This is a genomic window from Aeribacillus sp. FSL M8-0235 (assembly GCF_038000355.1).
Taxonomy (GTDB): Bacteria; Bacillota; Bacilli; order Bacillales; family Aeribacillaceae; genus Aeribacillus; species Aeribacillus composti.
This window is the reverse complement of record NZ_JBBOBW010000001.1, coordinates 2,623,290-2,640,811: the sequence shown is the minus strand read 5'-3', so window position 1 is coordinate 2,640,811 and position 17,522 is coordinate 2,623,290. Positions and strand designations below refer to the sequence as shown.

The 17,522-nt window shown below is 38.8% G+C and carries 23 protein-coding genes; 20 read left to right on the top strand and 3 right to left on the bottom strand.

Features of this window, described 5'->3' with window-relative positions:
• Positions 1-69: 69 nt before the first annotated feature.
• From NSQ71_RS12850 to NSQ71_RS12795, 12 genes are all read left to right on the top strand, one after another.
• Entirely contained in the window at positions 70-336 is a 267-nt protein-coding gene (locus NSQ71_RS12850; RefSeq protein ID WP_063387994.1) for an IreB family regulatory phosphoprotein, read from the top strand.
• 1 nt (position 337) lies between these two features.
• Complete coding sequence (gene ruvX / locus NSQ71_RS12845; RefSeq protein ID WP_094246262.1) at positions 338-754, top strand: Holliday junction resolvase RuvX; 417 nt, start codon at positions 338-340, stop codon at positions 752-754.
• Between the two features lie 15 nt (positions 755-769).
• On the top strand, positions 770-1,048 hold the full coding sequence (locus NSQ71_RS12840) for a DUF1292 domain-containing protein (protein ID WP_063387996.1): 279 nt from the start codon (positions 770-772) through the stop codon (positions 1,046-1,048).
• 142 nt (positions 1,049-1,190) lie between these two features.
• The gene (gene mltG / locus NSQ71_RS12835) at positions 1,191-2,321 is read left to right on the top strand and encodes an endolytic transglycosylase MltG (RefSeq protein ID WP_066250532.1); all 1,131 of its coding nucleotides are present in this window, start codon (positions 1,191-1,193) and stop codon (positions 2,319-2,321) included.
• A 120-nt stretch (positions 2,322-2,441) separates the two neighbouring features.
• Positions 2,442-3,092, top strand: a complete 651-nt coding sequence (locus tag NSQ71_RS12830) for an O-methyltransferase (RefSeq protein WP_066250537.1) — start codon at positions 2,442-2,444, stop codon at positions 3,090-3,092.
• Positions 3,089-4,018, top strand: coding sequence for a peptidase U32 family protein (locus tag NSQ71_RS12825; protein ID WP_063387999.1), 930 nt, complete (start codon positions 3,089-3,091; stop codon positions 4,016-4,018). The genes NSQ71_RS12830 and NSQ71_RS12825 overlap by 4 nt, the downstream gene beginning before the upstream one ends.
• 24 nt (positions 4,019-4,042) lie before the next feature.
• Complete coding sequence (locus NSQ71_RS12820; protein ID WP_063388000.1) at positions 4,043-5,314, top strand: peptidase U32 family protein; 1,272 nt, start codon at positions 4,043-4,045, stop codon at positions 5,312-5,314.
• Positions 5,315-5,509: 195 nt separating this feature from the next.
• Positions 5,510-5,986 carry a transcription elongation factor GreA gene (gene greA / locus NSQ71_RS12815; RefSeq protein WP_063388001.1) on the top strand — a complete coding sequence of 159 codons (477 nt, stop codon included), beginning with the start codon at positions 5,510-5,512 and terminating at the stop codon, positions 5,984-5,986.
• 69 nt (positions 5,987-6,055) lie between these two features.
• A complete protein-coding gene (locus NSQ71_RS12810) occupies positions 6,056-7,813 on the top strand; it encodes a peptidoglycan D,D-transpeptidase FtsI family protein (protein WP_340734012.1) in 1,758 nt (585 codons plus the stop codon).
• A 53-nt stretch (positions 7,814-7,866) separates the two neighbouring features.
• Positions 7,867-8,535 carry a DUF1510 family protein gene (locus tag NSQ71_RS12805; protein ID WP_340734011.1) on the top strand — a complete coding sequence of 223 codons (669 nt, stop codon included), beginning with the start codon at positions 7,867-7,869 and terminating at the stop codon, positions 8,533-8,535.
• A 109-nt stretch (positions 8,536-8,644) separates the two neighbouring features.
• The gene (gene mtnN, locus NSQ71_RS12800; protein ID WP_340734010.1) at positions 8,645-9,340 is read left to right on the top strand and encodes a 5'-methylthioadenosine/S-adenosylhomocysteine nucleosidase; all 696 of its coding nucleotides are present in this window, start codon (positions 8,645-8,647) and stop codon (positions 9,338-9,340) included.
• A gap of 90 nt (positions 9,341-9,430) precedes the next feature.
• Positions 9,431-9,664, top strand: coding sequence for a YrhC family protein (locus tag NSQ71_RS12795; protein ID WP_063388004.1), 234 nt, complete (start codon positions 9,431-9,433; stop codon positions 9,662-9,664).
• Positions 9,665-10,125: 461 nt separating this feature from the next.
• On the opposite strand, the gene sigK is transcribed toward NSQ71_RS12795, so the two are convergent.
• Complete coding sequence (gene sigK / locus NSQ71_RS12790; RefSeq protein ID WP_340734009.1) at positions 10,126-10,845, bottom strand: RNA polymerase sporulation sigma factor SigK; 720 nt, start codon at positions 10,843-10,845, stop codon at positions 10,126-10,128.
• 284 nt (positions 10,846-11,129) lie between these two features.
• Positions 11,130-11,270, bottom strand: coding sequence for a sporulation histidine kinase inhibitor Sda (locus tag NSQ71_RS12785; protein ID WP_063388169.1), 141 nt, complete (start codon positions 11,268-11,270; stop codon positions 11,130-11,132).
• A 316-nt stretch (positions 11,271-11,586) separates the two neighbouring features.
• Between NSQ71_RS12785 and NSQ71_RS12780 the strand changes: the two genes are divergently transcribed.
• From NSQ71_RS12780 to NSQ71_RS12745, 8 genes are read left to right on the top strand one after another with little or no spacing between them, the layout of a single operon-like run.
• Positions 11,587-12,102, top strand: a complete 516-nt coding sequence (locus tag NSQ71_RS12780) for a YqeG family HAD IIIA-type phosphatase (protein ID WP_339193131.1) — start codon at positions 11,587-11,589, stop codon at positions 12,100-12,102.
• Complete coding sequence (gene yqeH / locus NSQ71_RS12775; RefSeq protein WP_445684692.1) at positions 12,102-13,208, top strand: ribosome biogenesis GTPase YqeH; 1,107 nt, start codon at positions 12,102-12,104, stop codon at positions 13,206-13,208. The genes NSQ71_RS12780 and yqeH overlap by 1 nt, the downstream gene beginning before the upstream one ends.
• A 26-nt stretch (positions 13,209-13,234) precedes the next feature.
• Positions 13,235-14,080 carry a shikimate dehydrogenase gene (aroE, locus tag NSQ71_RS12770; RefSeq protein ID WP_327848035.1) on the top strand — a complete coding sequence of 282 codons (846 nt, stop codon included), beginning with the start codon at positions 13,235-13,237 and terminating at the stop codon, positions 14,078-14,080.
• Positions 14,077-14,373 carry a ribosome assembly RNA-binding protein YhbY gene (gene yhbY / locus NSQ71_RS12765; protein WP_063388009.1) on the top strand — a complete coding sequence of 99 codons (297 nt, stop codon included), beginning with the start codon at positions 14,077-14,079 and terminating at the stop codon, positions 14,371-14,373. Before aroE ends, yhbY begins: the two co-directional genes overlap by 4 nt.
• A 22-nt stretch (positions 14,374-14,395) precedes the next feature.
• Positions 14,396-14,965 carry a nicotinate-nucleotide adenylyltransferase gene (locus tag NSQ71_RS12760; RefSeq protein WP_066250550.1) on the top strand — a complete coding sequence of 190 codons (570 nt, stop codon included), beginning with the start codon at positions 14,396-14,398 and terminating at the stop codon, positions 14,963-14,965.
• Positions 14,955-15,515 (top strand): bis(5'-nucleosyl)-tetraphosphatase (symmetrical) YqeK, encoded by a 561-nt coding sequence (gene yqeK, locus NSQ71_RS12755; protein ID WP_339196888.1) that lies wholly within the window; start codon positions 14,955-14,957, stop codon positions 15,513-15,515. The genes NSQ71_RS12760 and yqeK overlap by 11 nt, the downstream gene beginning before the upstream one ends.
• A gap of 13 nt (positions 15,516-15,528) precedes the next feature.
• Complete coding sequence (gene rsfS / locus NSQ71_RS12750) at positions 15,529-15,882, top strand: ribosome silencing factor (protein WP_063388012.1); 354 nt, start codon at positions 15,529-15,531, stop codon at positions 15,880-15,882.
• Entirely contained in the window at positions 15,870-16,619 is a 750-nt protein-coding gene (locus tag NSQ71_RS12745; protein ID WP_235600443.1) for a class I SAM-dependent DNA methyltransferase, read from the top strand. Before rsfS ends, NSQ71_RS12745 begins: the two co-directional genes overlap by 13 nt.
• A gap of 72 nt (positions 16,620-16,691) precedes the next feature.
• Here the strand turns inward: NSQ71_RS12745 and comER are convergent, their stop codons facing one another.
• Positions 16,692-17,516: a late competence protein ComER gene (gene comER / locus NSQ71_RS12740; protein WP_066250551.1), complete on the bottom strand. Its 825-nt coding sequence runs from the start codon at positions 17,514-17,516 to the stop codon at positions 16,692-16,694.
• Positions 17,517-17,522 lie beyond the last annotated feature (6 nt).

Here is a 17,522-nt window from a genome sequence, read left to right as displayed (position 1 = left end):
TCCATTCATAGTGTAAAATGGATGTAGACAAGCAGATTCGCTTTTTAGTCTAGGAAAGAGGTGCAAAAATTGAGTTCCTTCGATAAAACGATGAAATTTAATTTTTCAGAAGAACCTGTTGAGACAAATGTCAAGGAAGTTCTAAGTGCCGTATACAATGCACTGGAAGAAAAGGGTTATAATCCGATCAATCAAATCGTCGGCTATTTGTTGTCCGGAGATCCTGCTTACATTCCTAGACATAACGGCGCACGCAATCTGATTAGAAAAATTGAACGAGATGAATTAATTGAAGAGCTTGTAAAATTTTATTTGAAAAACAACCGTGAGGAATAAAATGCGAATCATTGGGTTAGACTTAGGTTCAAAAACATTAGGAGTTGCGGTAAGCGATGAGCTGGGATGGACTGCTCAAGGTGTGGAAACGATCAGCATAAATGAAGATGAAGGCGAGTTCGGGATTCAAAGACTCGCTGAACTGATAAAGAAATACGAGGTAGAAAAAATAGTAGTCGGGTATCCGAAAAATATGAACGGCACCGTTGGACCAAGGGGAGAAGCAAGCGAGCGCTTTGCCGCGCTTTTGAAGGAGCAGTTTCAGCTTCCGGTCATTTTATGGGATGAGCGCCTTTCGACGATGGAAGCCGAAAGATTTCTCATTGAGGCGGATGTAAGCCGGCGAAAAAGACGGCAAGTCATTGATAAAATGGCTGCGGTGATTATTTTGCAAAGTTATTTGGACAGTCAACAATAAATTGAGGTGAAATAAGTGGAAGGTGAAAAACATATTACCGTTATTGATGAAAACGGTAATGAACAACTATATGAAATTTTGTTTACGTTTAATTCGGACGAATTTGACAAATCTTACGTTCTTTATTATCCGATCGGCATCGATGATGAGGAAGACGAAGATGGAATAGAAATTCATGCAGCAAGCTACATTCCCAATGAAGACGGTGAAGGCGGAAAGCTGGAGCCTGTGGAAACCGATGAAGAATGGGAAATGATCGAGGCCGTTTTAAATACATTTTTAGAAGAGGAATAAGCACCGTTTTGCGGTGCTTTTTTTGTTGAGGTGATTTACATCCAAATGAAAAAAACAATTTCTTCCTATAAAAAAATGGAGATTTTTGACGAATAAATGCGTGTATGTAGTATAATAATCGGGACGGAAGGAGGATGAATTGATGGCGGATTCGGATTCGAATAAGGAATTTTTGGATAAGAAACTCCAAGAAAAACTGCATATAGCGAAAATTGTTCGAAAAACTGTGTTAACTGTCCTGATTGCCTTTGTTGTTATATTTGCTGGAGTGATTGGCGGCGGGTATTTATATGTGCGATCTGCATTAAAACCTGTTGATCCGGATAATAAGGAACCTGTAAAGGTACAAATTCCGATTGGATCTTCCGTATCGCAAATTGCTTCTATTTTAGAAAAAAATGACATCATTAAAAGTGCGATCGTGTTTAAATATTACGTGAAATTTAAAAATGAATCAGGGTTTCAAGCAGGAAATTATCAATTTAATCAATCGATGACGATTCAAGAAATCGTTGAACGCTTAAAAAAAGGCGAATTAATGGGAGAAGCAGCTATTAAATTGACGATCCCGGAAGGATTGCAACTATCAGAAATTGCTGACATCATCGCCAAACATACTCCCTATTCAAAAAAAGAAATTATGAATCAATTAACAAACCAACAGTTTATCAAACAAATGCAAAAAAAGTATCCTAATACAATAACAGATGACATTTTCAACGGACGTATAAAATATGCATTGGAAGGATATTTGTATCCGGCTACTTATTCGTTTTATGAGGAATCTCCTCCTTTGTCGGAAATCATTGAAACAATGATTAAAAAGACAGATGAAATGCTTGTTCCTTATAGAAACAAAATGAAAGAGCTGAGTCTCTCCACTCATCAATTTTTAACATTAGCGTCTTTAGTGGAGGAGGAAGCGACGGAAAAAGCCGACAGGGAAAAAATAGCCAGCGTTTTTTACAATCGTTTAGAAAAGAACATGCCTCTCCAGACAGATCCAACCGTTTTATATTCATTAGGAAAGCATAAGGAGCGCGTATACTATAAAGATTTAGAAGTCAATTCTCCCTATAACACATATAAAAATAAAGGACTTCCGCCGGGGCCGATTGCCAATGCTGGCAAGCAGTCACTAGATGCTGTAGCAAATCCTGCCGATACAAACTATTTTTATTTTCTCGCAACGAAAGAAGGGGAAGTTATATTTACGAAGACGCTGGATGAGCATAACAAAGAAAAAGCTAAGCATATTACGGAAAAGGATTAAAGGTTTGCGATTCGCATTCCTTTTTCTTTTATGTTAAAATATATCGAGCTAAAAAAACAAACTTGAAGAGTTCGAACAGAACTCTTCTTTGATTAAGGGAGTTTTTTAGGAGTGTCCATTTTGTCAAACAAAAAAATCGAGGAATATTTAGCAAATTTTTCTACTAACAAAGATGAAAAATTAGTTCAATTAGAAGCATATGCAAAAGAGCAGAAGGTGCCGATTATGGAAGAGCGGGCGCTGTCTGTCATGCTTCATATTTTAAAGCTCCATCAGCCGAACAAAATATTGGAAATTGGGGCGGCGATCGGCTATTCGGCGATTCGGATGGCAAAAGCGCTGCCGAACACAAAAATTGTAACGATTGAAATAGATCCTCATCGATTTGAACTAGCGGAACAAAATATTCGAGCTTGCGGTCTTGAAAATCAAATTACCATTTATCACGGTGATGCTCTAGAAATCGTACAGGAAGTCAAGCTTGACGGCCCGTTTGATGCGCTCTTTATCGATGCGAGCAAAGGGCAATATAAACGTTTTTTTCAAGCATATGAACCTTTGCTGTCAAAAAGAGCGGTCGTTTTTTCGGATAATGTTCTTTTTAAAGGACTAGTCGCTGAAGAAATGATAGAATCAAAAAGGTTAAAATCTTTAGCGAAGAAAATTAAAGAATATAATGAATGGCTAATGAATCAGCCCGATTGGGATACCGTTATTATTCCGATAGGCGACGGATTAGCCTTCAGTATAAAAAGGGGTGAAGGGGAATGAAAAAACCCGAACTGCTCGTCACACCTGTAAATGTCAAAAATATTGAGAGCCTTTGCAAAGCTGGCGCAGATGCTTTTATCATCGGCGAACAGCGTTATGGCTTAAGGCTTGCAGGGGAATTTCATCGAAAAGATGTATTAGATGCGATTGATCTTGCCCATCAATATGGAAAAAAAGTATACGTTGCAATGAATGCAATTTTTCATAATGATAAAGTAGACGAGCTTGCAGATTATGTAAAATTTGTTCATAATGCGAAGGCAGATGCGATTGTATTCGGTGATCCAGCTGTGTTAATGACTGTTAGGGAAGTTGCTCCGGAGATGAAGCTCCATTGGAATACGGAAACAACCGCGACCAACTGGTATGCATGCAACTATTGGGGAAGGAAAGGCGCCAAGCGTGCAGTACTAGCTCGGGAGTTAAGCATGGAAGCTGTCATTGAAACGAAAGAGCATGCAGAAGTGGAAATAGAAGTCCAAGTCCACGGAATGACGTGCATGTTTCAGTCCAAAAGATCTCTTATCGGCAATTATTTTGAATATCGTGGGAAAGCGATGGAAATTCACAATTATAAATACGGCAAAAATATGTTTTTGCATGATAAAGAGAGAAATAACAAATATCCAATTTTTGAGGATGAAAATGGAACCCATATTATGAGTCCGAATGATATTTGCATCATTGACGAGCTGGAGGAACTGGTTGATGCAGGAATTGATTCTTTTAAAATAGATGGCGTGCTGAAAACTCCGGAATATATTGTAGAAGTGACGAAAAAGTATCGAAAGGCGATCGATTTATGCGCTGAGGATCGAGAGCAATATGAAAATGTTAAAGACAAGCTGTACGCTGAAATTGAGGAAATACAGCCGCCAAACCGCCCGTTGGATACAGGATTTTTCTTTAAAGAGACCGTTTATTAAAAAAACGTTAAAGGAGGAGTTCGCATGCCGGTTGTGAAAGATAAAATTTCAACAATTATCAACGGCAAAAGGGTCATAACGAAAAAACCTGAACTTCTTGCACCTGCCGGAAATTTGGAGAAATTAAAAATCGCCGTCATGTACGGTGCTGACGCCGTCTTCATTGGCGGACAAGAGTACGGCTTGCGTTCCAATGCCGATAATTTCTCCATTGAGGAAATTAAAGAAGGAGTTCAATTTGCTAATCAGTACGGGGCAAAAATATATGTGACGACAAACATTTATGCACATAATGAAAACATCCCTGGACTCGATCAATATTTAAAAGCGCTCGAAGACGCGGGAGTGTCAGGGGTCATTGTCGCAGATCCCCTCATTATTGAAACGTGCAGAAAGGTAGCCCCAAAATTGGAAGTCCACTTAAGCACCCAGCAATCCCTTTCGAATTGGAAAGCTGTCCAATTTTGGAAGGAGGAAGGTTTGGAGCGGGTCGTTCTAGCACGGGAAACGAGCGCTGAAGAAATTAGAGAAATAAAAGAAAAAGTAGATATTGAAATCGAAACGTTTATTCACGGTGCGATGTGCATTGCCTATTCAGGCCGCTGCACATTAAGCAATCATATGACAGCGCGAGATTCAAACAGAGGAGGATGCTGTCAGTCCTGCCGGTGGGATTATGATTTATATGAATATTATAAAGGCAAAGAAGTGCCTATGTTTGATGAGCAAGACTCGCCATTTGCAATGAGCGCTAAAGACTTAAAATTGGTTGAGTCGATTCCGAAAATGATTGAAATGGGGATCGACAGCTTGAAAATTGAAGGCCGCATGAAATCCATTCACTATGTTGCAACTGTTGTCAGTGTATATCGCAAAGTCATTGATGCATACTGCGCCGATCCCGATCATTTTGTCATGAAACAGGAATGGCTGGAAGAATTGGATAAATGCGCGAACAGAGAAACGGCTCCTGCCTTTTTTGAAGGAGTGCCTGGTTATCAAGAGCAATTATTTGGCACTCACAGCAAAAAAACAGCATACGACTTTGTCGGGCTTGTGCTTGACTGGAATCCAGAAACGAAAATGGTGACATTGCAGCAAAGAAACCATTTCAGACCCGGTGACGAAGTAGAATTTTTCGGTCCGCAAATTGACAATTTTCGCATTGTCATCGATAAAATTTGGGATGAAGATGGAAATGAATTGGATGCAGCAAGACATCCTTTGCAAATAATCCGCTTCAAGTGCGAGCATCCGCTATATCCGTATAATATGATGAGAAAAGAGACAAGATAGGGGAAGAATCTGGATTTTTTTATAAAAAAGCAAAACGTTTCTTGAACTGCCGATTATTTTGTAATAACATATCATAGATAAATATTTCCTTCTATAACTATGTTATAAAAGATTCTTTTCTGTCGAAAGAACGGCAGAAAAGTTCTTTCATTTTTTAGGAACCATTAGGGGGATATAAAGAAAAGGAGGACTATTATGGCGGAAGAAAAGGTATTTCCTATGACGAAAGCTGGGAAAGAAAAACTTGAACAAGAACTTGAGTATTTAAAAACGGTAAAGCGAAAAGAAGTTGTAGAACGAATAAAAGTGGCAAGATCATTTGGCGACCTATCAGAAAACTCTGAATATGATTCAGCAAAAGAAGAGCAAGCTTTTGTAGAAGGACGCATTACAACGCTCGAAAATATGATTCGCAATGCGAAAATTATTGAAGAAGACACAGAAAATAAAACAACTGTTTCACTTGGAAAATCTGTTACGTTTATTGAATTGCCTGATGGAGAAGAAGAAACTTATACAATTGTCGGAAGTGCAGAAGCAGATCCTTTCGAAGGGAAAATTTCCAATGATTCTCCGATGGCTAAAAGCCTGCTCGGCCGTCAAGTAGGGGAAGAAGTTGTAGTTCAGACGCCTGGCGGCGATATGACAGTCAAAATTGTACGTGTTGATTAATGTTGATAGCCTTTAATATAGTTTAAGATGTGCGCACCTCGTCGAAAATATAAGACGAGGTGTTTTTTTATGAATAAGCGAATAAAATATATAGGCGTCTTCATCATTTTGTTAATGGGTGTTCTCATATATAGACTTGCGCAAATTCAACTGCTTGAAACCGAGTCATTTTCAGAACAAGATGTCAATTTGATGAAAGAAAGCGTCAAACAGAGGACACAAGAAGTAATTATAGATGATGGGCGGGGTCGATTTATTGATCGTGAAAATAAACCTTTGAACGAAACATATTTGCCTACGCTCGTTTTATTTCCATTTCTGAAAAATTATCAATGGCCGATCGATCAATTGGCGGCAGCCATTTCTGTTCGCAAGGATGAAATCGAACAATTATTGAAAGGAACGAAAAATGAACCTATTTTGTTGAATAAAGAAAAAGGATTTCAACTTGATGAACAGGATATAAAAGCCATCAATAAGTTAAAAATTCCGGGAGTATTCGGCATCTTTATGAAAACAGAGCAATCAGACAATATTGCTTCCCATCTTATTGGGATGACAAGCGAAAATGAAACAGAATGGAAAAAAAGATACCCTGACAAAGAGATCACGTCATTAAGTCCTGAAGTAGGCGTGACTGGACTGGAGGAGGCGTTTGATGAATTTTTGCAGCCGGAAGATGCGTCAAGACTTTTATATCATGTTGATGGTCTCGGCAGGCCTCTTTTCGGCGTCAATGTAAAATATATTGCCGATTCCAATCCATTTTACCCAATTGCCGTTCAAACAACGATTGACAAACATTTGCAAGAAAAAGCTGAACAAATTTTAACAAAACATCAAGTAAATGAAGGCGGCCTCGTTCTGTTAGACATTGAAAACAGCGAAGTAGTTGCAATGGCCTCCAAACCGGATCTGGACCGGAATGATCCAAAAACATATGAAAATAAAATGCTTTCGGCAATGTTTCCTGGTTCTGTTTTTAAAACCGTTATCGCTGCAGCAGCGATCGACACAAACATGATCAAACCGGAAAGAACATTTAATTGTGACCGGAATGTCTACGGCCAAACAGAAAAAGAGGAAGAAAAGCGGGCTGGAACGCTTACGTTTGAAGAAAGCTTTGCGAAAAGTTGCAATTATGCGTTTGCTACGATCGGTCAGGAATTAATACAAAAAAAGAGCAATATAATTGAAGAACACGCAGAAAAGCTTGGCCTTCTCAGCTTCTCAGGCTGGTCGGGAAAAGTATACCATTACGATCAATTTAAACAATTTCCAAGGGAGCAAAGAGGAACGATTTGGGGAGATGACAGCGACAAAAGGTCAGCAAAGGCCATCGCACAAACCTCCATCGGACAAAAAAATGTAAAGGTTACTCCTCTAGCTGTCGCGAATATGATGGCTACAATTGCACGCGGAGGAGAAAAAAGAGAAGTGAAAGTCGTGGATAAAATTTTATATAAAAACGGAGAAACGATGTATACATTCAAGAACCATTTGATGAAAGGAGAAAAAATTTCCCCTGCAACATCATCAAAATTAACGGATCTCCTGCTTCAAGTAGTCGCTCATCCTGATGGAACCGGCAGAGTGTTTCAAAGCTTGCCTGTTAAAGTAGCCGGCAAATCGGGCACTGCCGAAACGGGAACATTGAACGACAATGGAAAAAAATTATATCATAAATGGTTTGCCGGTTTTTTTCCTGCGGAACATCCGAAATATGCTTTAGTTGTTGTTGATATGAACAAAACGAGCGGTAGAGCAAAGACAAATGATGTTTTTTACGAAATGGTTGAACAGATTTATAATGTTAATGAAGAATAAAGTATGTTAAAATAATAACTCAAAGATTGGAGAAACAAAGGAGTTGACGGGGAATGGCGGGTTCTCGTTATGAAATTCGGGATAAAAAACGAAAAACGAATTTGATTTTAAATATTTTAATTGGAATTGTCGCCTTACTCATCCTCGTTATTGCTTCTCAGCTTTTTTTGGGAGGCGGTACTGAACAAGCGAATTCCAACAGTGAACAACAAAAAGAGCAATCAAGCTCATCTAAAAATATCGAAGAAGAGACAGCTGAACAATCTAACGATCAGCAGGAAGAAGAAAAAGCAGCTGAACAAAATGAAAGTAATGAAAATATCGAGGAAGAGGAAGAAAATACGCCATCAGCAAATGAAGAAAAGGAATCGAGCGATGATCCTTTTGAAGGTGCAACAGTAACTGAAGGAGAAGCGGGTTCCGATGTTGAACAAATCATTGAAAATCCAAATTGGAAGCCGATCGGAACAGTCCAGACAGGTGAGCACGTTACGACTTATAAAAAGTCATCTGTAGATTGGAAGGAAATGGAGAAAGCATTAAGCTATGCAACAGGTGTTTCTCTTGAAAATATGCAGACCCTTTGGATCGGCAATAACGGAAGCCCGAATGATGCGAAAGGAACGATTCAAAACAAAGCAGACGGAAAAAAATATAGAGTATCCATTACATGGATAGACGGAGAGGGCTGGAAACCGACTAGAGTTGAAGTATTAAAATAGACTGAAAAGCAAAAAAGACCCTCATGTGTAAAAAGCTGACTGTCAAACACTTGAGGGATCTTTTTTTATGATTTTTATAGCTATTCATGATAGAAAGGAATGTTGGAATATGAAAATTGCAATCATTGGTGCAATGGAAGAAGAAGTGCGCATCCTGCGCGAGAAATTGGATTGTACAAAAGAAGAGGAGATTGCAGGCTGCAGTTTTATGATTGGGAAATACAATCAAACTGATACGATTTTATTAAAATCAGGAATTGGAAAAGTGAATGCAGCCGTAAGCACAACTTTGCTGCTGGAGCGATATCAGCCGGATTATGTGATCAATACCGGCTCCGCCGGAGGATTTCATGAGTCTTTAAACGTAGGGGATGTTGTCATTTCCACAGAGGTTCGCCATCATGATGTAGATGTGACGGCTTTTGGGTATGAATATGGTCAAGTTCCCGGGCTTCCTCCTTCCTTTAAAGCCGATGAAAAACTGATTGAAATCGCTGAAAGAAAAGCAAAAGACATTTCAGGAATTCAGACGGTAAAAGGGGCGATCGCAACGGGGGATTCTTTTATGAACGACCCCGATAAAGTAGCTTTTGTCCGGTCTAAATTCAGCCATTTGTACGCTGTTGAGATGGAAGCTGCTGCTGTTGCGCAAGTGTGCTACAAATTTCAAACGCCTTTTGTCATCATCCGGGCGCTCTCAGATATCGCCGGAAAAGAGTCGAACATTTCCTTTGAACAATTTTTAGACAAAGCGGCTTTCAATTCATCGGAATTGGTTCTGAAAATGATTGAAGAACTAGGTTGAATGTAAATGGAAACTATTACAAGCCTATTAGCCCGAATCGATATGTTATTCTTTTATAATATAGAATAACTAATTCGATTAGGTGATATTATGGAGGAGAAAAAATTAAAAGAATTAATAGAAGACTATAAACATTTTGCTCTCGTTCTGCTAGCTGTCGGAACCTTTTTATACATCGGAATATGGATTCCTAATCATTCACCTCGGACAAATATACAAGAAATAATGCTAATCGGAACTTCAACGATGATGTTAGCCAGTTCTATTCTATTTTTCAAATTGTCATCGAAATATCAAAAAAAGCTTGATAAGTTGCAATCTTAATCATTTCTTGAAAAAGGGCTCAAAAAAGTCAGTATAGCTGACTCTTTTGAGCCTCTCTTTTTTGATAAAACATTAGGTGAATGAAGGCGGCATTGTTCTGTTTCATATGAAAACAGCAACTAGCGCTGCAATAAAGGCTGCCTTTTTACAGATTGAAAGCAGTTGTAATGGGCTCTCAACCGTAACGTTCGCATCCTGTCAAATAATGTTACCACCATTTTACGTCAAACAGCGGATTCGCTTTCTGCGATTTTTATTAATCGGTCAATTTTGAGATTCGTTTTTATATCTCGATTTGCGCCAATGCGCTGGAAACCATGCAGCAAGGTTAATTTTGAGTTTTTATGGGATGTCACATATCGGAAAGCCACTTTAACATGAATTTTGCCGTTTTACGCGAGTAAATCATTCAGGAACTCTCGCAAATTTCGCACAAAATCTCGTTGAAAATGCTTTTCCTTTTATTCTTTTGACATCTTTTTTTCTTTTTCATTTCGGTAAAACTCATGAAACATTTTCATGAGTGCCCTTTTTTCGATTCTGGAAACATAACTCCTCGAAATGCCGAGCTCTTTCGCAATTTCACGCTGCGTTTTTTCCTGCTGCGTGTTCAATCCAAACCGCCCGATAATGACTTCTTTTTCTCTTTCGTCTAGAACCGATAAATATTTTTTAATTTTTTCCAGCTCCATATTCAATTGAATCGTGTCGATAATATCTTCATTTTCTGATTTTAGCACATCTATTAAACTGATTTCGTTTCCTTCTTTATCTTGGCCAATAGGATCGTGTAGGGAAACATCTTTTTTTGTTTTTTTTAAGGAACGGAGATGCATTAAAATTTCATTTTCAATGCATCTTGCGGCATATGTAGCAAGCTTTGTCCCTTTGTTTTCGGAATAGCTTTCAATCGCTTTAATTAAACCAATTGTGCCGATGGATATGAGATCTTCCGAGTCTTCACCTGTATTTTCAAATTTTTTGACAATATGAGCGACAAGGCGCAAATTATGTTCAATTAATATATTTCTTGCTTCGTCATTTCCTTCGGCCATCAGGCGGAGATATTTTTTTTCTTCATTTGGGGAAAGCGGTTGAGGGAAAGCATTGTTTTTTACATATGAAACGAGAAAAACCAATTCTTTTATAAAATAGCTTAGTGCAGTCAAAATTCCAGACATGTTTTTCACCCCCGCATTACGTATTATTAAATTGTATGTGATTGCGGCTTTGTCCTTGTATGTCCTTCATAAAAACGGGGGAAAGAGTATGGAAAACAGCTGAGTTTTAGTTATAATGAGACAGTGAAGAAAAATGGATTGGCATCGGAGATCATCTGTTGAAAGGTATTAAGTCATTGTGGACTGACATCAACGATTATCTGTTAAAAGGAGTTTAGCGGCTGTGGGATATGCAGCCATGCGCCCGGGGGTAGGTATTTTTTAAGCAAAAAAAAAAGACACCGCTAAGATGATGCTTTTAATAAGTGAGAGAGCGAGCGGCGCTTTATTTCCAATTCTATTAATTCGATGAATTCTTTGCTAAGCCTCATTTCGGTTGCTTTATAGTAAGATTCAATTAAAAATTCGTCCGATAAATTTTTCATAGAAGCGATCATGTTATGGAGAAAGCACCTCCTTTATTTATTACCATTAATTTACCATGTTTTTTAATAGAGAACAACCGTTCTGTTATCCACAGCATTCGGTGGAAAACTTGTGGGTAGTTTGTTTATATACTTTAGTAAAGATTGATATGAATAGGTGGATATTGTGTATAAAATTATCCACAGCTGTTGAATATTTCAAAAAATTGTCGAATTTTTTTGTGAAAACAATATTGTTTTGAAAGTAAACTCGAAATTCGGTATGATGAAAAATAGTTTAACAATTGTCTATTTATTGAATTAAGAGGTGTTCAATTTGCTGAAAAGGTTTTTGCCCGGAGAATATGCGAAAAGCGTTTTTCATATTTATCCTCATTTTTTAAAGGAAAAAGGTATAAAAGGTATTATTACCGATTTAGATAATACTTTAGTAGAATGGGACAGGCCGAACGCAACTCCGAAATTGAAAAATTGGTTTGAAATGATGGAACAGAACGGGATTAAAGTGACAATTGTTTCAAATAATAACGAAAAACGCGTCCGTTCGTTTTCTGAACCGCTGAATATTCCGTTCATTTCGAAAGCGGGAAAACCCCGTGCAAAAGCGTTTAAAAAAGCGGCTGAGCAGATGGGGCTGAAAAAAGAAGAAGTTGTTGTGGTCGGCGACCAGCTGCTGACAGATGTTCTCGGAGGGAATCTCTGCGGTTTTCATACGATTTTAGTTGTGCCTGTATCGTCTACTGACGGCTTTTGGACCCGGATCAACAGGAAAATTGAAAGGAAAATTTTAAAATTGTTAAAACAGAAAGGCATGCTGCATTGGGAGGAGTGATGAGTTTGGATGAGAAGGTTTGCGTCGGGTGCGGAGTAAAAATTCAAACGGAAGATCCATCTGAAATTGGATATGCTCCAAAAGCTGCTCTTGAGAAAGAACAGCCGATCTGCCAAAGGTGTTTTCGGCTGAAACATTATAACGAAATTCAAGATGTCTCGTTAACAAATGAGGACTTTTTAAAAATTTTGCACGGCATTGGCAATACGAAAGCTCTTGTTGTGAAGGTTGTCGACATTTTTGATTTTAACGGAAGCTGGATCAACGGCATACAGCGTTTTATCGGCTACAATCCAGTCATTTTAATCGGCAATAAAGCAGATCTCCTTCCAAAATCGGTGAAAAAAGAAAAGGTTATTCGTTGGATGAAGAGAGAAGCAAGAGAGTATGGATTAACGCCATTGGATGTGCTTTTAATCAGCTCAGAAAAGGGACATGGCATTAAAGAAGCGGCAGAGCAAATAGATCATTATCGCAACGGAGAAAACGTGTATGTTGTTGGATGTACAAATGTTGGGAAATCAACTTTTATTAATCGAATCTTGAAGGAGGTTACGGGAGAAGGGGATATCATTACAACTTCCCATTATCCCGGCACAACGCTCAATCTAATTGAAATTCCGTTAGATGACGGCGCAGTTTTATACGATACACCAGGCATTATCAATGATCATCAGATGGCGCACTTTATTGATAAGCGCGACCTAAAGCTTCTATCGCCGAAAAAAGAAATTAAGCCTAGAGTGTTCCAGTTAAATGAAAGGCAAACTTTATACTTCGGCGGATTGGCAAGACTGGATTATATAAAGGGAGGACGTTCCTCCATTGTGTGCTATATTCCGAACAGCATTGACATTCATCGAACAAAACTGGAGAAGGCGGATCATTTATATGCAACACATTTAGGGGAGCTTTTAACCCCTCCTAGTAAAGAAGCAGTCGAATCCTTTCCAGAACTTGTCCCGCACGAATTCACTATAAATGGAAAAAAGAAAGATATCGTGTTTTCAGGTCTTGGATGGGTAACGATCCACGATGGACCGAAAAGAGTTGTTGCTTATGCACCTAAAGATGTACATGTGGGCGTCCGTCATTCATTAATATAAAAACAAAAAGGTGGAGAGGATTTCAAATGGAGCAAGTTTACGGAGTAATAGGCGACCCGATCGGTCATTCGCTTTCCCCTCTCATTCATAACGATGCTTTCGATTACTTAAATATGAATGCCCGCTATCACGCATTTCAAGTAAAAGGGGAAGAGCTTGAACAAGCGGTAAAAGGGATGAAGGCTCTTGGCATAAAGGGGTTTAATGTAACGGTTCCACATAAAGTGTCAATCATTCCTTTTCTTGATGAATTGGATGAATCGGCTCAATTGCTTCACGCGGTAAATACAGTAAAAAACGAAGACGGGAGATTAATCGGTTTTAACACAGACGGATACGGATTTTACCTGTCATTGAAAGAGCATATTGACAATACCAATCCCCGAGATTTAAAAGTGCTGCTGATCGGGGCGGGCGGAGCCGCTCGGGCGATCTATACAACGCTGGCGAAAGAAGGCTTTGCGTTCATTGATATTGTAAACAGAACAGCAGAGCGGGCTCATCTGTTAAAGGAAAACTGCAGCTATGAGACAAAAGGAAACGTTTATTCATTCCAACAACTCGATCAAACGTCCAATGAATATGATGTCATCATTCAAACGACATCCATCGGGATGAAGCCAAATATCGAAGAAAAGCCGATTGAATTAACCGGACGCGTTCACGGCGGAACTGTCGTTGCTGATATCATTTATAATCCGCTGAAAACGATGTTATTAAAAGAGGCTGAAAAGCTGGGCCTTAAAGCTGTTGACGGAGTAGGAATGTTTGTTTATCAAGGGGCATGTGCGTTTCAAATATGGACGAATGTGGAACCTGATGTCAGTCGAATGAAAAAGCTCGTATATGAAAAATTAGGAGGAAAATCATGACTTTAACTGGAAAACAAAAACGTTTTTTACGCTCTCTTGCACATCATCTGAACCCGATTTTCCAAATTGGAAAGGGCGGAGTAAATTCAAATTTGCTTCAGCAGGTGAACGATTGTTTAGAAGCAAGAGAGCTCATAAAAGTGAACGTGCTGAAAAATTGTGATGAAGACAAAGCAGCAGTTGCTCAAGCACTTGTTGATGGGACAAATGCCCATCTCGTCCAAATCATCGGAAATGTCATTGTTTTATATAAAGAATCAAAAGAAAAAAAACAAATCATTTTGCCTGAATAAACGAACGGATGGTGCGGAAAAATTGGGTAAAATCGGAATTTTTGGGGGGACATTTGACCCGCCCCATAACGGACATTTATTAATGGCCAATGAGGTTCTTCATTCTCTTAATCTGGACAAAATATGGTTTATGCCGAACAATATTCCACCCCATAAACAAAAGGAGCCGGTGACAGAAACACACCACCGGGTAAATATGCTGAAAAGAGCAATTGAAGGAAATCCATTTTTTCAAGTCCAATTAATTGAACTTGAAAGAGAGGGTCCGTCTTTTACGTATGACACAGTGAAAATATTGAAAGAAAGATATCCAAACGAAGAATTTTATTTTATTATTGGATCAGATATGATTGAAAATTTGCCTCATTGGCATCGAATAGAGGAATTGATGGATATGGTGCAATTTGTCGGCGTGAAACGTAACGGATACTCGAATGAGAGCACATTTTTCGTAAAAGAGGTGGAAGTTCCTCAGTTTGATGTTTCCTCTACAATGATCAGAGAGCGATTGAAAAACGGACAAGCGGTGGACTATCTTCTGCCCAAAAAAGTTATTCAATATATAGGGGAGAATCGATTATATGGAACGTGAAAAAGCGTTAGCAGTTGTGGAAAAGGCGATAACGAAACAGCGTTATCAACATACTTTAGGCGTAATGGAGACAGCCATCAGTTTGGCAAAGCGGTACGGCGCCGATGTGAAAAAGACAGAATTAGCAGCTATTTTTCATGATTATGCCAAATTTCGGCCAAAAGATGAAATGAGAAAAATTATTATTGAACAAAATATGCCGAAGGACTTGCTGGAATATAATACAGAACTTTGGCATGCACCTGTTGGCGCCTATTTAGTCGAGAAGGAAGTCGGCATTTCTGATAAAGAAATTTTAGATGCGATCCGCTACCATACATCCGGAAGAGAAAACATGACTCTTCTTGAAAAAGTGATTTATTTAGCTGATTATATTGAACCGGGTAGAAGCTTCCCCGGAGTCGATGAAGTCAGGGAATTGGCACAAAAAGATTTAAATGAAGCGCTCGTTCAGTCGATATCCAATACGATTGCATTTTTAATGAAGAAAAAGCAGCCGATTTACCCTGAAACGTTTAAAACTTATAATGCGCTCGTAATGAAAAATTGAAGGAGTGAAGTGGATGAATTCGCGTGATATTCTAGCTTTAACTGTTAAAGCAGGCAGCGATAAAAAAGCAGAAGATATCGTAGTATTAAACATGCAAGGAATCTCTCTAATAGCTGATTATTTTATGATATGCCATGCGAATAACGAAAAAAATGTGCAAGCAATTGCCAGAGAAATGAAAGAGAAAGCAGAGGAAAACGGAATTCCCGTCAAGCGTCTCGAAGGGTTTGACGAGGCAAAATGGGTTCTCATTGATTTAGGAGATGTCGTTGCTCATGTTTTCCATAGGGATGAAAGAAGCTATTATAATTTAGAAAAATTATGGGGAGATGCTCCGCGCGAAGAAGTGAGCGAGTGGTTAGCTTGATTTATAAGCATTTTGCATCTGTGTACGACCGATTAATGAAAGATGTTCCTTATGATGAATGGGCGCAATTTTTGCATCAAGCGATTCAACGATATGGAAACGGCGGGAACCGGGTGCTAGATTTAGCTTGTGGAACAGGAGAAATATCGTATAGGATGGCTGAGCTTGGGTATGAGCTAACAGGTGTCGATCTCTCCGGAGAAATGCTCGCCGTTGCCCAGGAAAAGATGATGAAAAAAGGGTTTGATGCGCTCTTTATTGAACAAGATATGAGGGAGCTTAAAGGCTACAAGCCTTTTGATGCGGTGTTATTAAATTGCGATTCCATCAACTACTTGCTGAAGGAAGAGGATGTGGTCAAAACGTTTCAAGCCGTATACGACCACTTGAACCGAAACGGCTTATTTCTGTTTGATGCCCATTCTGTTCATAAAATGGAGAAAATATTTAAACATGCTGTATTCGCTGATAATGATGAGGATGTCAGCTATATTTGGAAATGCTTTGACGGTGAATATCCAAACAGTGTCATTCATGAATTAACCTTCTTTGTGAACAATGGAACGGATTATGTACGGTTGGATGAAGACCATTATCAAAGAACTTTTTCAATTTCTGAGTACCGACATATGTTGGAAAAGTGCGGCTTTACGATCGTTGACATAACGGATGGAATTTTTCAAAGCCCGGACATCGAGCAGGCGGAACGAATATTTTATATTGCGAAAAAAAGTTGAAACCATCGAATGTAATTTTTTTTCGATGGTTTTTTTCATTTTAGCAGGAATTTTCATGAGCCCTGCAGAATATTATTCATTGTCAAATTGATGCCTCACTTTTTGTAAATCTTCATCAAATTTTGCATGGGTGCTTTGAAATAAATGATGAAACATGTCGCCTAGTTCATTTTCAAGCACTTTAATCCCCTCTCCGGTAACTCCCCCTTTTACGTGCACTTTTTCCTGCAATGTCGGAAGCGTGTAATACCCGCTTTCAAGCAGCTTGCCTATGCCGATCATCATCTCGTTTGCTAATTGAACCGCATCCTCTTTCGAAATGTCTGTTTCCGCCGCAGCAGCTTCAATAAATTTTTGTAGCAAAAAGCTGAAAAAAGCCGGTCCGCAGCTGACGATATCAGATGCAACACGGGTAATGTTATTTTCTATTAAGATTGGCTTTGATATTTTTTCAAACATGGAAAGAATGATATTTCTTGTATGTTCGCTGCATCTATTTCCAAATGTCAGCAAAGCAGCTCCCGCTTTAGCCCTGTTTGTTATGCTTGGTATGACTCGGGCTACTTGGCATGGAACAGCCGATTCGATTTGCTCGACTGAAATCGGGCTCGTAATGGAAATTAAACATTGATGTCCTTGTAAACCAGTTTTCAGTTCCTTTAAAAGGGGGTGTATATCTAAAGGCTTAACGCATAGAAATATGAAATCGCTTTGATGAACGACCTCTATACTTGATGTACAAACATGTATTTCAGGATATTTCCGTTTGATGGCATATGCCTTTTGAATCGTTCTATTCGTTATAAACAACGATGAGGGTGTTGATACTTTTGCCTCGCAAAAAGCTTCAATGAGAATACGCCCCATATTGCCGGTTCCTATAAACCCTATTTTCACTTTTCA